Annotated in this window: 16 protein-coding genes; 6 read left to right on the top strand and 10 right to left on the bottom strand. The window is 70.6% G+C overall.

Annotation, left to right across the window (positions count from 1 at the left end; translation table 11 throughout):
- Nucleotides 1–72 precede the first annotated feature (72 nt).
- A complete protein-coding gene (locus tag AB0I53_RS11530) occupies nt 73–1,095 on the bottom strand; it encodes an alpha/beta fold hydrolase (RefSeq protein WP_358600188.1) in 1,023 nt (340 codons plus the stop codon).
- A gap of 128 nt (nt 1,096–1,223) precedes the next feature.
- On the opposite strand from AB0I53_RS11530, the gene AB0I53_RS11525 reads away from it, so the two are divergent.
- Nucleotides 1,224–1,844, top strand: coding sequence for a TetR/AcrR family transcriptional regulator (locus tag AB0I53_RS11525; protein ID WP_358600185.1), 621 nt, complete (start codon nt 1,224–1,226; stop codon nt 1,842–1,844).
- Between the two features lie 51 nt (nt 1,845–1,895).
- Here the strand turns inward: AB0I53_RS11525 and AB0I53_RS11520 are convergent, their stop codons facing one another.
- Nucleotides 1,896–2,786: an alpha/beta hydrolase gene (locus AB0I53_RS11520; protein WP_358600502.1), complete on the bottom strand. Its 891-nt coding sequence runs from the start codon at nt 2,784–2,786 to the stop codon at nt 1,896–1,898.
- 19 nt (nt 2,787–2,805) lie between these two features.
- Entirely contained in the window at nt 2,806–3,705 is a 900-nt protein-coding gene (locus AB0I53_RS11515; protein WP_358600182.1) for a diiron oxygenase, read from the bottom strand.
- A 64-nt stretch (nt 3,706–3,769) separates the two neighbouring features.
- On the opposite strand from AB0I53_RS11515, the gene AB0I53_RS11510 reads away from it, so the two are divergent.
- Together AB0I53_RS11510 and AB0I53_RS11505 are read left to right on the top strand one after the other, a co-directional pair.
- On the top strand, nt 3,770–4,537 hold the full coding sequence (locus AB0I53_RS11510; protein ID WP_358600180.1) for a TetR/AcrR family transcriptional regulator: 768 nt from the start codon (nt 3,770–3,772) through the stop codon (nt 4,535–4,537).
- Nucleotides 4,530–4,841 carry a DUF4873 domain-containing protein gene (locus tag AB0I53_RS11505; RefSeq protein ID WP_358600177.1) on the top strand — a complete coding sequence of 104 codons (312 nt, stop codon included), beginning with the start codon at nt 4,530–4,532 and terminating at the stop codon, nt 4,839–4,841. Before AB0I53_RS11510 ends, AB0I53_RS11505 begins: the two co-directional genes overlap by 8 nt.
- A gap of 76 nt (nt 4,842–4,917) precedes the next feature.
- Here the strand turns inward: AB0I53_RS11505 and AB0I53_RS11500 are convergent, their stop codons facing one another.
- The gene (locus AB0I53_RS11500; protein ID WP_358600174.1) at nt 4,918–5,145 is read right to left on the bottom strand and encodes a DUF3107 domain-containing protein; all 228 of its coding nucleotides are present in this window, start codon (nt 5,143–5,145) and stop codon (nt 4,918–4,920) included.
- 125 nt (nt 5,146–5,270) lie between these two features.
- The gene (locus AB0I53_RS11495) at nt 5,271–5,945 is read right to left on the bottom strand and encodes a ferritin-like fold-containing protein (protein WP_358600171.1); all 675 of its coding nucleotides are present in this window, start codon (nt 5,943–5,945) and stop codon (nt 5,271–5,273) included.
- Between the two features lie 575 nt (nt 5,946–6,520).
- Between AB0I53_RS11495 and AB0I53_RS11490 the strand changes: the two genes are divergently transcribed.
- Nucleotides 6,521–8,092: a DEAD/DEAH box helicase gene (locus AB0I53_RS11490; RefSeq protein WP_358600499.1), complete on the top strand. Its 1,572-nt coding sequence runs from the start codon at nt 6,521–6,523 to the stop codon at nt 8,090–8,092.
- Between the two features lie 251 nt (nt 8,093–8,343).
- A complete protein-coding gene (locus tag AB0I53_RS11485; protein WP_358600168.1) occupies nt 8,344–9,546 on the top strand; it encodes a hypothetical protein in 1,203 nt (400 codons plus the stop codon).
- Between the two features lie 49 nt (nt 9,547–9,595).
- Here AB0I53_RS11485 and AB0I53_RS11480 read toward each other — a convergent pair whose 3' ends face one another.
- The 5 genes from AB0I53_RS11480 to AB0I53_RS11460 form a co-directional block, all read right to left on the bottom strand.
- Nucleotides 9,596–9,991: a hypothetical protein gene (locus tag AB0I53_RS11480; RefSeq protein WP_358600165.1), complete on the bottom strand. Its 396-nt coding sequence runs from the start codon at nt 9,989–9,991 to the stop codon at nt 9,596–9,598.
- A 26-nt stretch (nt 9,992–10,017) separates the two neighbouring features.
- On the bottom strand, nt 10,018–10,851 hold the full coding sequence (locus AB0I53_RS11475) for a PD-(D/E)XK nuclease family protein (protein WP_358600162.1): 834 nt from the start codon (nt 10,849–10,851) through the stop codon (nt 10,018–10,020).
- A gap of 47 nt (nt 10,852–10,898) precedes the next feature.
- Nucleotides 10,899–11,780, bottom strand: a complete 882-nt coding sequence (locus tag AB0I53_RS11470) for a PHP domain-containing protein (protein WP_358600496.1) — start codon at nt 11,778–11,780, stop codon at nt 10,899–10,901.
- 82 nt (nt 11,781–11,862) lie between these two features.
- Nucleotides 11,863–12,435: a PH domain-containing protein gene (locus tag AB0I53_RS11465; protein WP_358600159.1), complete on the bottom strand. Its 573-nt coding sequence runs from the start codon at nt 12,433–12,435 to the stop codon at nt 11,863–11,865.
- 26 nt (nt 12,436–12,461) lie between these two features.
- A complete protein-coding gene (locus tag AB0I53_RS11460; RefSeq protein WP_358600156.1) occupies nt 12,462–12,623 on the bottom strand; it encodes a hypothetical protein in 162 nt (53 codons plus the stop codon).
- 145 nt (nt 12,624–12,768) lie between these two features.
- Between AB0I53_RS11460 and AB0I53_RS11455 the strand changes: the two genes are divergently transcribed.
- Entirely contained in the window at nt 12,769–13,197 is a 429-nt protein-coding gene (locus AB0I53_RS11455; protein ID WP_358600153.1) for an NUDIX domain-containing protein, read from the top strand.
- Nucleotides 13,198–13,345 lie beyond the last annotated feature (148 nt).

Raw genomic sequence — 13,345 nt, 5'->3', positions numbered from 1 at the left:
GGCACCTTGAGCAACCACCGGCCACTCCGAGTGACGGCAACATCTGGGGCCACGCGGAGCAACGCGAACCGGTCACCACCGGGATTCGGCCTGCACCAGTCCGAGGAACGCGCGGGCGACCACGCGTGGCCGCTCCATCTGGGCAACATGGCCCGTTCGTGGCAGCACGAGGAGCCGGCCGCGCGGCAGCAGCATCGCGGTGCGCGGCGCCTTGCGGACGGTCACGACCCGGTCGGCGCTGCCCCACACGACCAGCGACGGCGCGGCGATCTCGGGCAGTCGGCGCCACAGCGAGTGCGTGGGCGGGACGAGCCAGGAACGCAGCAGCTCCACGGTGGTGCGTCCCAGCGCCGGGCCGGACCACGGCAGCCGGCTGCGCTCCTCGAACTCCGCGACCGCCTCGGCGAGCCGATGCGGCGGCACCGCTTCCGGCTCGGCGAAGCACAGCCGCAGCAGCTGCTCGGCCCGGGCGGCCGGCGGCACCAGCGCCAGCTCGCGCCGCGTGCGGTTGCCGAGGACCGGCACCATCGCCACCGCGATCCGCGGATCGGAAAGCCGCCGCGGATTCAGCCGCAGGTCGGGCATGGCCGGCGAGATCAACATCAGCGACGCGACCAGGTCCGGTCGCAGCGCCGCCACCTCGATGGCCACCGCGGCGCCGAAGGAATTCCCGGACAGGTGCACCGGCCCGGCGTCGAGCCGCTCCAAGAACCGGATCACCACATCGGCGTTCGCCTGGCGGGTGAAGGCGTACCCGGGCGGCGGCTCGGAGTGCCCGAAACCGGGCAGGTCCAGCGCGATGCTGCGCATCCGCCCGGCGAGCAGGCCGGCCAGATCGGTCCAGTTCGTCGACGAACCGGCCAGCCCGTGCAGGTGAACCGCGGTCGGCGCGGTCGGCGACGGCCCTGGCGTCTCCCGCAGGTGCAGCCGCAGCGGGCCCCAGCGGGTGGTCAGTTCGGCGTGCCGACCTGGCGGCGGCTTCGCGGCGAGGTCGATCGGCGGGATGCCATCGGCCACCAGCGGCACCCGCGTCAGGTCGGATCGGCCCGACCCGGCTCGCCGACGCGGCGGAGCGGCGGAAGTAGTCGTGGTCACATCCACAGCATGGCTGCCCGCCTGAGCCCGGATTTCGCTACCTGCCTCTACCGGCGAGTAGAGTCAGGCCCCACTGGGGGGCCGGAAGGCCGCCGAGCGCGAGTGGAAGGAATCGGGTGGAGGCCAGGATGACCGAGACCGCGCAGCCGAGCCGAGGTGTCCGGTTGCCCCGCGACGCACGCCGGGCACAACTGCTCGAGGCGGCTCAGCACGTTTTCGTGCACAACGGCTACCACGCGGCGGCCATGGACGACATCGCGGAGCGCGCGGGAGTCAGCAAACCGGTCCTCTACCAGCACTTCCCGGGCAAGCTGGAGCTCTACCTGGCCCTGCTGGAGACGCACGGCAACGAGCTGGTGCGCCGGGTCCGCGAGGCCATCGCGTCCACGTCGGACAACAAGCTGCGGGTGCGGGCCGCGATCGGCGCGCTGTACGAGTTCGTGGCCGGCGAGGGACAGGCGTTCCGGCTGGTCTTCGAATCGGACCTGCGCGGCGAGCCGGCCGTGGAGAGGGCCGTGGAGGGCGCCCTGTCCGGGTGCATCGACGCGATCACCGAGGCGGTCACGGCGGATGCCGGGCTGGACGCGGAGCGCGCGCGGCTGCTGGCGGTGGGCCTGGTCGGCCTGAGCCAGGTGACGGCGCGCTACTGGCTGGACGCGCGGGAGACGATCTCCCGCGACGAAGCGGTGAGCCTGATGTCGACGCTGGCCTGGAAGGGCCTCGCCGGCTTCCCGCTCCAGAACCCCTGATCACCCGCCCGAGCGCGATCCCTCCTGGAATCACGCTCGGGCGGGTGACGGTCAGCGGAGAGCCCGAGTGACGAGTTCGGCGATGCGGGCGGTGACCTCGTCGGCCCGTTCCAGCGGCAGCATGTGCCCGGCACCGGCGTAGATCAGCAGCTTGGCGCCCGGCAGGGCGTCCGCGATGCGCCGCGCGTGCGAGTGCGGCGTCAGGCGGTCGGACAGCCCGGACAGCACGACCGTCGGGATCGACCGCAGCGCCACGAGCGCGCCGTGCCGCTCGTGCTCGGCCAGGGCCTGCCGGTAGGCCGCCATGTTCGCCGGGTGGCAGCCGGCGACCCAGTCCGCGGTGGCGGCCACGTCGGCGGGCTCGGGCCGCCGGCCGAACAGCAGCCAGCGCATCCCCGGCCGCAGCCAGGACGACTGCGGGACCAGCCGCTTCCCGCGCGAGGCCGCGAGCCGCTTCCGGAACGCCTGCTCACCGCGGTTGGCGACGGCCGCGACCGGCCGGGGCAGGCCGAGGGTCGGCGCCACCAGATCGCCCGCCGAGGTCGCCACCAGCGCCACCGCGGCGACCCGCCGCGCGAACAGCTCCGGATGCTGCTCGGCGAGCGCCATGATCGTCATGCCGCCCATCGAGTGCCCCGCGAGCACGACCGGCCCCTCCGGGACCCGCTCCGCGATCAGCTGCGCGAGGTCGTCCGCGCACTGGCGGATGCTCGCGCTCCCCGGCTGCGCCGGGTCGCTCTCGCCGTGGCCCCGCAGGTCGAACCGCAGGGTCCGCAGCTGCGTCCCGGCCGCCTTCGGCAGGCCGTCCGCCACCCGGTCCCAGGTGTGCTTGGTCAGGGTCCAGCCGTGCACCAGGACGACGGTGATCGGCGCGTCGGCGGGCCCTTCGTCGACCACCCGCAACCGGGTTCCGTCGCTGGTCGTGAACTCGTCGGCGGTCATCGTGCGCAAGGTTTCTCCCTCATCGGATCAGGTGTGCCTTCTTCCACCAGCGCATGCCCGGCTTGCCGACCAGTCCGGCCTCGTCCAGGAACGCCATGATCTTCTCGCCGCCCCAGTGCAGGGTGTCCAGGAAGTTGGGGTTGGCCCAGGCCGCCTGGTAGCCGTCCCGCGGCCGGATCCCGACCGCCTTGTAGACGTGCGGGTTGATCAGGCTGAGGCAGATGCAGTACGACACGAGCGCGGTCCAGTACTGGTGGTAGGCGCGCTCGGCGGCGTTGCACTCGGCCATCCGGCGGACGACCTCTTCGCGGGCGAAGGTGACGTGCCGGGCCTCTTCGAGCACGTGGATGCGGTTGACCATGCGCACCAACGGCTGGACGTCTTCGTCGTACATCTGGTCGCGCTGGAAGCGGTCCAGGACTTCCTCGGCCACCAGGATCGACGCGTAGGCGGAGGGGCCGCGCAGCACCGTGGGCAGGATCCGGCCGCCGCGGTGCAGCAGCGGCAGCGGCCCGTAGGCGGGCGCGCCGATGCGGTCGACGGCCTTGGCGAACATGGTGGAGTGCCGGCATTCGTCGGCGACCTCGGTGAGCGCGTACTGGGCGTGGTTGGTGCGCGGGTCGGAGTTGTAGAACTCCTTGAGCAGCATCTGCATTAGCAGCACCTCGAACCACAGGCCGTTCGAGGCGATGCTGGCGAATTCGTGCTTGGTCAGCTCGATTCGCTGTTCCTCGCTGAGCCGGTCCCAGAGGCGCGTGCCGTAGAGCGAGCTGCGCTTGAAGGGGATGTAGGGCCGGCCGTCGGCCAGCGGCGCGTCCCAGTCGACGTCGATCTCGGGGTCGTAGCTGTTCCGGGCGGACGAATTCAGCAGCCGTGCGGCCGTCTTCTCGCGGTCGTTGACCTGCAGGGCCCTGCTCATCCGGCGATCACCCTCTCGGCATCGAGATTGCATGTTACTTCCAGTAACAGTTACCTTGGGTAGCGTGAGCCACATCTCTCGCCCTGTCAAGGCGGTTCCGCAGGAGAAAGCCCGCGGCGACGCGCGCCGGGAGCGCTGGCGCGAACACCGCCAGGCGCGCCGCGCCGAGTTCGTCGAGGCCGCGGTGCGCGCCATCACCAAGCACGGCGCCGAGGTCGGGATGGATGAGATCGCCGCCGAGGCCGGCGTCAGCAAACCGGTGCTCTACCGGCACTTCAGCGACAAGAGCGACCTCTACGTCGCGGTCGGCGAATGGGGCACCGAGCTGCTGATGCAGCGGCTGCGGCCGCTGTTCCACGAGGGCGGCACGCCCAACCAGCGCATCCGCCGCCTGCTCGACGCCTACCTCGGCACCATCGAGCAGTACCCGGAGCTGTACCGGTTCGTCGTGCAGCGCACCTTCGCGGACCGGCCGGTGCGCTCCGACCCGGTGTCGGCGGAGAAGACGGTGATCGCGAACTCGCTGTCCCGCATCCTCGGCGAGTACCTGCGGCTGCTGGGCCTGGACTCCGGTGGCGTCGAGGCCTGGAGCCACGGGCTGGTGGGCATGGTGCAGGCCAGCGGCGACTGGTGGCTGGAGCGGCAGTCGATGAGCCGCAGCGACCTCACCGACTACCTGGCGCAGATCATCTGGTTCGCCATCGACGGCGTGCTGCGCTCGGCAGGCCTGGTGATCGACCCCGACGAACCGCTGGACCTCGGCAACGACCTGCGCCTGGTGCCCGAGGAACGCGCGACGCACGAAGACGAGGAGGACGTGGACCATGGCTGACCACGAGCACGACGAGGACGACTACCGCGGCCCGGCCACGCTCCTGGCCGACGAACGGGAACTGGCCGTCGAGGTGGTGCTGCGCGGCCACTTCCAGCCCATCGACGGCCGCTTCCACTGGTACGGGCGCCTGGCCGCGCACCAGGACGTGGACGAATTCGCCAACCGCCGCAAGGCGGATGTGGTGTTGCGCACACCGGCGGGCGAGGCGGCGGGCACCCTCTCCGACCCGGATCCCTGGGGCCGCTACCGGATCACCGGCACCGGCCGGCCGCCCTTCCAGATCCCCACCGAACTGGGCTGAGCACGAGGTCGGGTAATGCTCGAGGGCACCTTCGGCCGAGTTCGGCCGAAGGTGCCCTCGAGCGGAAAAACCCAGGTCAGCTGACGCCGAAGCCGACGCGCGGCAAAGTCGCCGGGCCGATCTCCACGTAGGCGACCTTGGTCGACGGGACGATGATCCGCCGCCCCTTCTCATCGGTCAGCGCCAGCACGCCGTCTGCGTTCTTCAGCGCGTCGGCGACCAGCGACTCGACCTCTTCCGGGGACTGTCCGCTGACGACCGTCAGCTCGCGCGGGCTGTCCACGACGCCGATCTTGACCTCCACGCCGAACCTCCGTTGAGCACTCGAATCCGTTTGGATGTGGCAAGGCTATCCCAGGTCCCGCCATGATCGGCGAATCCTCGCGACGCCCGCCGCCCGTTCCGGCGAGGCGCCCGCGAGCACCACGGTCAGCCCAGGCCCAGTCGGGCCATGCGCTTGGTGTGGTTGCTCTGCAACCGCCTGAACATCGCCGCTATTCCGGTGAGGTCGCCGGAGCCCTTGATGATCAGCTCCGCCAGCGCGTCGCGCTCGGCGACCACCCGCTGCGCCTGCGTCATCGCCTCGCCCAGCAGCCGCCGCCCCCACAGCGTCAGCTTGTCCCGCAGCTTGCGGTCGTCCTCGCAGGCCGCCTGCACCTCGCGCTCGGCGAACGCCGAGTGGCCGGTGTCGGCGAGCACCGTCAGCACCAGCTCCCGCGTGGTGGGGTCCAGCCACTCGGCCACCTCGCGGTAGAAATCGGCCGCCAACCCGTCGCCGACGTAGGCCTTGACCAGTGATTCCAGCCACGAATGCGGCGCGGTGGACTCGTTGAAGGCCTCGAACGGCGCGGCGAACGGCTGCATCACCTCGTCGACCGCCACCCCGCGGCCCGCCAGGTGCTCCTCCAGCAGCCGGTAGTGGCCGATCTCCGCGGCGGCCATGCTGGCCAGCGCCGCGCGGCCGGTCAGCGTGGGTGCGGTGCGCGCGTCCTCGGCGAGGCGGTCGAAGGCCGACAGCTCCCCGAAGGCCAGCGCCGCGAGCAGATCCACGACGCCTTCCGCGTAACGCTCGTCACTTTCACCGCGCTGGTCAGCCTCACTCATGGCTGCGAGCCTAACCGGCGGCACGCCCGAGTTATACGCACCACGGTGAGAACGGCCGACTAACAGGTATCCTTGGGACTCGGAGGAGCATCGGCGTCCGGCGGCGCGTGTCGACGACCCGGTCGTTACAACCGTGGGGCTGGCTCCCCGAACGTCACGATCCGGGCGAGCCCCGTCCGAACGGGACGGCCCCCGGGACCACTGCCGGCGTGTACGCGGCCCGAGCGAAGAAATCGCTCGTCGGCCTTGGCGCGCACGCGACGCCGAGAAGAACGAACCAACAGCGGTTCAACCGCTGAGCGAACAAGGGCGCGCACCATCACGTCGGTGACCACGAGCACGAAGAGCGGCCGCGAGCAGCGAGCCGCCGTGCCGGGAGGACGTCGCCACGGATCGGCCCGAACCGGGACGCATGCGCGCAGGTACCGAGAGAGGCGATCATTCTGACGTTCACCAACAGCCAGGCCCCCGACGGCCTCGAAGACCACAGCGGGGGCGGCAGCCCCGACACGGCGGACGACCTGCAGCTGGAGCACCGCGAGTCCGGTGCCCCCGAAGCCACGGACGCGCCGCACCTGACCGTCGGCACCATCGGCAACACGGACTCCCCGACCTTCGCCGAGCTCGACGTGCACCCGGACATCGTCCGCGCGCTGCACGAAGCCGGCATCGAGCGCACCTTCGCCATCCAGGAACTGACCCTCCCGCTGGCGATGAAGGGCGAAGACCTGATCGGTCAAGCCCGCACCGGCACCGGCAAGACCCTCGGCTTCGGCGTCCCGCTGCTGCACCGCCTGCAGCTGCCTGGTGACGGCACCCCGCAGGCGCTCGTCGTGGTGCCGACCCGCGAGCTGTGCCTGCAGGTCACCCGCGACCTCACCGACGCGGGCAAGCACCTGGGCGTGCGCACCGTCGCCGTCTACGGCGGCCGCCCCTACGAGGAGCAGATCTCCGCGCTCCGCAAGGGCGTCGACGTGGTCATCGGCACTCCCGGTCGCCTGCTCGACCTGGCCGAACAGCGCCACCTGGTGCTCGGCAAGGTCCGCGGCTTGGTGCTCGACGAGGCCGACGAGATGCTCGACCTCGGCTTCCTGCCGGACATCGAGCGCATCCTGCACATGGTTCCCGAGCAGCGGCAGACGATGCTGTTCTCGGCCACCATGCCGGGCCCGATCCTGACCCTGGCCCGCACGTTCATGACGCAGCCCACGCACATCCGGGCCGAGCAGGCCGACGAGAGCGCGGTGCACGAGCGCACCCGGCAGTTCATCTACCGGGCGCACGCCATGGACAAGGGCGAACTGATCGCGAAGGCCCTGCAGGCCACCGACCGCGGCCTGGCGATGATCTTCAGCCGGACCAAGCGGACGGCCCAGAAGCTCGCCGACGAACTCACCGAGCGCGGCTTCGCGGCCGGCGCGGTGCACGGCGACCTCGGGCAGGGCGCGCGCGAGAAGGCGCTGCGCGCGTTCCGCTCCGGCAAGGTCGACATCCTGGTGGCCACCGACGTCGCGGCCCGCGGCATCGACGTCGCCGGCGTGACCCACGTGATCAACCTGCAGTGCCCGGACGACGAGAAGACCTACGTGCACCGCATCGGCCGCACCGGCCGGGCCGGCCGCGAAGGCGTCGCGATCACCCTCGTCGACTGGGACGACGAGCCTCGCTGGAAGCTGATCAGCGAGACGCTCGGCCTCGGCAAGCCCGAGCCGGTCGAGACCTACTCGACCTCGCCGCACCTGTTCGCCGACCTGGACATCCCGACGGACGTCACCGGTCGGCTGCCACTGGCCAAGCGCACCCGCGCCGGGCTGGACGCCGAGCCCGAAACGCAGGGCGACGCCAAGCGGCCCCTCCGCAACCGGCGGCGCACCCGCGGCGGCGCGGACCAGCACCCGGGCGAAGCCGAAACCGGCGCCCGCCAGGACAGCGACGCCGAGACGCGGCCCGCTCGACGCCGGCAGCGCCGGCGCACCCGCAGCGGAGCCGAAGCCGCGGGGCAGGCGCCGGAAGCGCCCGCCGCAGGCGGCGAAGCCGACGCCGGCGAACGCCCGCGCCGTCGGCGCCGCAGGCGCCGCTCGGGCGAGCCGACCGGCGAAGCCGGCGACACGGCGCGCAGCGGCAACGCCGAAGGCGGCGCCGCGTAGCAACAGGCGAGACCCGTGAGCCGGGAGGAGCGCGCAGCGCTCCGGGCGGCTCGCGGGTCGATTTTCATGAGCCTGTTGCATCCGAACGCTGCTGGCTGTCGTGAGCGGCAATGGCCGCTCAGGCAGCCGCAACCACTCACGACCCGCCGTCTCGCCGCGAGACGGCCGCCCGAGTCGTCGCCACCGCGATGCGGAGCAGGCTTGGGAAACTAAGCTCGGCGCAGGAACAGCCAGGCGATCGAGGAGTGACTGTGGTCCGGCCGGAGCGGCGCACGAGAACCGACCTCGCCGTGGTGGCACTGATCGTCGTGGCCGTGCTCGCCGGTAGCGTCGTCCTCTGGTTCAACAGCGATGCGCGCGCCACCGTTTCCGAACCGGCCGCCCAGCCGATTCCCGAGCTTCCCGCGGCCATCGCTGTGCCGGAGACGCTGTCCGAGGCATGGCGCGCGACCAGCACGGCCACTCCGGTGCCGGTCGTAGCCGGGCCTGCGGTGGTCACTGGAGCCGGCAACGAGGTGAGCGGCCACGACCCGCTGACCGGTCAGGTCGCCTGGCGCTACGCCCGCGACATCCCGCTGTGCACGATCGGCGAGGAGTGGAACCGCGCGATCGCGGTCTACCGCAAGTCCCTGAACTGCAGCGAGGTCACTTCGCTGCGCGGGGCGACCGGAGAGCGCGGGCCGCAGCGCAACGCCGACGCGGAGTTCGGCACCCAGCTGCTCGCCGACGGCACCTACGTGACGGCCACCGGGCAGCACTCCTTCGAATCCTGGCGCTCGGATCTGGTGCGCACCCAGCAGTTCGGCATGCCGCCCGCGGTGAAGAACCCGGACAACAACATGAAGCGCCCGGAATGCACCTACTCCTCGACCGCGGTGGGAGGTGAGCGGGTGGCGGCCGTCGAGGCTTGCCCGCACGAGCAGGGCCGGATCACCGTCCTGAAGACCCATCCCGAAGATGACGAGAAGCCGGAAGAGATCTTCAGCGTCGTGCTCGGCAGCACGTCGGCCGGGGTCATCGCGGTCAACGACAAGCACGTCGCGGTGGTTCTCCGAGACCGCTCCCAGGTCGTGATCTACAACAACGGCGGCACGGTGGAGACCACCTTCCCGGTGCGCGCCAGCACTCCCGACCTCCGGGCGAACGTGCAGGTCGAGCCGACCTCGAAGGGCCACCGGATCTACTGGCACACCGGCACCGACACGGTCGCGCTGGACCCGGAAACCCTCACTCCACTGTGGACTTCACCGGACACGCTCGGCCCGGGCGTCGGCTTCGGCGGAAAGCTGCTGGTACCGGTGCCCGACGGTCTCGCGGTCCTGGACGCGACCACCGGCAATCGCGAGCGGGTGATCCCGGTGGACCGCGCCGGCTACACCGGTCCGATCCAGCTCAATGCGGTGGGCCCGGTGCTCCTGGAGCAACGCGGCGACACGCTCGTCGCCCTGCGCTGAACCGGCAGCCCGAAAAGTCCTTGCCTCCCAACGGAAACACGGACTCCGGTCAAGCCCACCACCAGAACCACAGCGAGCCGAACACGACCACGAGAACTCCGCAGGCCGCCAAGCCGCCCTGCGCATCGTTGCGCCGGTCCGCGATCGCCTGCAGCACCAGGGCGATCAGCGCCGCCACCAGCTGAGCGATCAGCGCCGCCAGCCCGGGGCCTTCCTGCCCCTGGTTCGTCGCCCAGAACTGCACCGCCACCAGCACGAGCGCGAGCAGCAGGAAGCCGGCCGCCAACGCGCCGGTGAGGCCGCGGAGAGCGGAACCGGCCCGGCTGGGCGGCTTCGGCCGGCTCAGCGAGTGCCGACCGCGCGGCCGCTGCGGCGGAAGATCGTCGGATCCCGGCAGGCGCCGTGTGCGGGGCGGCCGCGGTCGTTGCGAAGCGGGTGTGCGCATCGGCCCGTCCTCAGGTCGCATGCTCGTCAATCCCCCAGCAAGGCCCACGGGGGCAGGCTCGGCGCCGCCTGTCGGCCCTCCGCGCAATGCGCCCGGAAGTCGCACCACGAGCAGTGCCGCCCGGTTCGCACCGGGAACATCGCCTGCGCATCAGCACCGAGTTCGAACGCATCCGTCGCGGCCTGGAGCTCCCCGGCGAGCTGCTCGGCGCGATCCTGCAGTGCGGCAAGCGATTCCGCGGTGTGGTCCCAACCCGCGACCGTCCCGGTCGGCAAGTGGTGCAGCTCGACCCGCCGGCACGGCCGGCGCAGCTTTTTGCGCGCTGCCAACGCGTACAGCCCGAGCGCCAGCGACTGCCGCGCATCGTCGACGCGAAGTCCGTGCCGCCCGGTCTTGTAGTCGACGACGACGAGTTCGCCGTGCCGGTCGTCGATCCGGTCCACCCGTCCCTCGGCGATGATCGACCCCATCGGCGCGGACACCCAACGCTCGACCGCGAGCGGCACGACGTCGGGCGGCAGCTGCTCGACGTAGGAGCCGACCCACTCCTGCGCCCGGCGCCGGTAGTCGCCCGCCTGCTCCGGGCTCGCGAAACCGTCGGACTTCCAGTACTCGCGGACCAACGCGGCAGCGCGCTCCGGGCTGCGCTGTTCTGCTTTCAGCTCGAAGTACGCGCGCAGCGCGTTGTGCACGACGGCGCCCAACGTGGCGTTCGCCCAAGCACCGGCGCGCGTCGGCGTCGGCCGGTCCAGGTACGTCATGCGGTACTTCCGGGGGCACTGCGCCCAGGTCGCGAGCCTGGCCGGCGTGACCCGCACCAGCTTGCTGGGAATTCCTTCTAGACCGAGCTGCCCCTGCACGCCCCCACAGTACGCAGTTTTCCCGCTAACCGACCGATCCGCCCCGATCAGCTGATGACCTTGCTGCCGCTGCACCGCTCCACCAGGCGATCCAGCGAGTCGGGCGGAGTGGTCTCCTGGCCGATCTGGATCGTCTTGTTGGTGCCGTGGTAGTCGCTGCTGCCGGTGGGGATCAGGTCCAGCTCGGCGGCGAGCCCGCGCAGCCGCGTCCGGGTCTCGGCGTCGTGGTCGGGGTGATCGATCTCGATCCCGGCGAGCCCGCGCCCGGCGAGCTCGGCGACGACGTCGGCGGTCACGATCGGGCCGCGCGCGGTCGCGAAGGGATGCGCCAGCACTGTCGCGCCACCGGCCTCGGCGATCATTTCGATCGCGCGGTGCACGGGGGTGTCGGTGCGCGGGAGGTAGTAGCTACCGCGGCCGCCGAGGTACTTGGCGAAGGCCTCGTCGACGCTGGCCACCGTCCCGGCGTTGACGAGCGCGCGGGCCAGGTGCGGACGGCCGCCGGGCGAGTCTGGCGGCAGCCCCGCCATGAGCTCGTCCGGGTCGACCGGGAAACCGTCCTCGGCCATGTGCTGCGCCATCTGGTACAGCCGTTCCCGGCGCTCCGCGCGCAGCCGCGACTGCTCCCGCACGAGAGCGACCGAGTTCGGGTCGAAGAGGTACGCCAGCAGGTGCACGGTGATGTTCCGGCCGTTCTCGTCCGGGCACGAGCACGACAGCTCGGCGCCCGGAACCAGCCGGAACCGGCCGGGCTCCGCGAGATCGCGCACGGCCCGCTCGGCCGCCGCCCATCCCGCGGTGGTGTCGTGGTCGGTGATCGCGATCGCGTCCAGGCCGGCGGCGAGCGCCGTCGCCACCAGCTCTGCCGGCGTATCGGTCCCGTCGGACTCGGTGGAATGCGTGTGCAGGTCGATTCGCACACCCACCAGTGTGACCGATGGTCCGGCGGCGGGCCGAACCAACACCCGACCGGCCGACCCGGACGCTGCCGCGCCGGGCCGACCGGATCGGTCAGAGCTTGGCTGCCTTCCGCTTGCCCACCGCAGCGCGCCGCGCCTTGAGCATCGAGAAGCGGTCCTGCTGCTGGCCCTTCTTGTCACCGAAGACGAGCGCCGAGATCGCGTCCTCGACCTCGGTCGGGTTCGGCACGTAGTCGATGCGGTTGAGGGCCTGGATCTGACCGGCCGACTCGACCACGAGCGTGCCGTATCCGAGGACACGGCCCATCATCGTGCGAGCGAACGTCAGGTCCGTGACCTTCGTGATCGGCATCATCGCCACGTTGGTGGTGAAGATGCCGGTGGTGATCAGGAATCGCTTGTCGGTCACGACGACGCGTTCCACGTACCAGTCCAATACCTGGTACGCGAAGCGGATCAGGATGATCAGCCCCGCGTACCAGAGGATGTTCTGGACCAGCCCACCGCTGCCCTCGGGCACCAGGTAGGACATCATCACCAGACCCACCAGCAAGCCAGCCGCCTCGAAGAGGTCCCACACCAGGACCGCCCAGTGACGCCGAACGCGGATCACCCTGCGCTCGCTGTCCAGCAGGTATTCGTCGGGGTCCCTAGGAGCGAACACGGCACCCGCCTCCCGCGGCTCGCGCTTTACTGGAAGAGGTTCTGCATGAAGGTGATGACGGCTTCAGCTGCTCCCCGGAGACTGTCCAGGATGCCGTTGATGACACCACTGGCTTCCACTGGCGCGGAAAACAGGAAGAACAGGAGGAAAGCAACTCCGGCCCACGTGAGGATTTTCTTCATGTTCACTGTGACGCACCCCGTCCGAAATGCCCTTGAGTAGCGCAGGCGCCTGCTGATCCGTTGTACCGCACTCCGCCGCTTTACGGCAGCTTTGTACCGCACTTGGGTCAGTCGTTTCCGGGCAGCCCCGGATCAACTACCCTCCGTGTTGATGATCGTATCGGAGAATCCCGTGATCCGCTGCGTCGGCGCGATAATTCACCATCCGGATGGCCGATTGCTGCTGGTCAAACGCGCACATGAACCTGGGAAGGGGAAGTGGTCCCTGCCGGGTGGCCGAGTGGAGCCCGGAGAGACCGACCATTTGGCGGTACAACGCGAAGTCCGCGAAGAAACGGGACTCTCCGTCACCGTCGGTGAGCTCATCGGCCGAATCTTCCGGCCCGCGCCGCACGGCACCTACGAGATCCTGGATTACTCCTGCCGGAGTAATGATCAGGAGCTTTCCGCAGGTGACGACGCCGCCGATGCGATTTGGGCGGACAGTGCGACTTTCGCCACACTAGACCGCGATGATGCCCTGACCGAAGGGCTGGCCGAGATCCTGCGGTCCTGGGATAGTTTACCCCGCAACGAGTGATGGCTGAAATACGACAGGGGAACGCCGTCGAGGCCCGGTCACGACGCGCCGAGAGGCGCGGTTCGAGTCGAACACGAGTCCGGTTGCGATTCGCCTGATCCGCCCAATTCGCCCGTTTCATGCAACGCGGTTCCGACGGGTTGTGACC

Source organism: Saccharopolyspora sp. NPDC050389, assembly GCF_040655595.1.
Classification (GTDB): Bacteria; Actinomycetota; Actinomycetes; order Mycobacteriales; family Pseudonocardiaceae; genus Saccharopolyspora.
The sequence above is the reverse complement of the archived record's forward strand: the minus strand, read 5'-3'. Positions and strand labels throughout refer to the sequence as shown.

Bases quoted from the DNA above. Each gene is read 5' to 3' on its own strand.
- AB0I53_RS11525 (WP_358600185.1), top strand. From the start codon at position 1,224: ATGACCGAGACCGCGCAGCCGAGCCGAGGTGTCCGGTTGCCCCGCGAC.
- AB0I53_RS11520 (WP_358600502.1), bottom strand. From the start codon at position 2,786: ATGACCGCCGACGAGTTCACGACCAGCGACGGAACCCGGTTGCGGGTG.
- AB0I53_RS11515 (WP_358600182.1), bottom strand. From the start codon at position 3,705: ATGAGCAGGGCCCTGCAGGTCAACGACCGCGAGAAGACGGCCGCACGG.
- AB0I53_RS11505 (WP_358600177.1), top strand. From the start codon at position 4,530: ATGGCTGACCACGAGCACGACGAGGACGACTACCGCGGCCCGGCCACG.
- AB0I53_RS11495 (WP_358600171.1), bottom strand. From the start codon at position 5,945: ATGAGTGAGGCTGACCAGCGCGGTGAAAGTGACGAGCGTTACGCGGAA.
- AB0I53_RS11480 (WP_358600165.1), bottom strand. From the start codon at position 9,991: ATGCGCACACCCGCTTCGCAACGACCGCGGCCGCCCCGCACACGGCGC.
- AB0I53_RS11455 (WP_358600153.1), top strand. From the start codon at position 12,769: ATGATCGTATCGGAGAATCCCGTGATCCGCTGCGTCGGCGCGATAATT.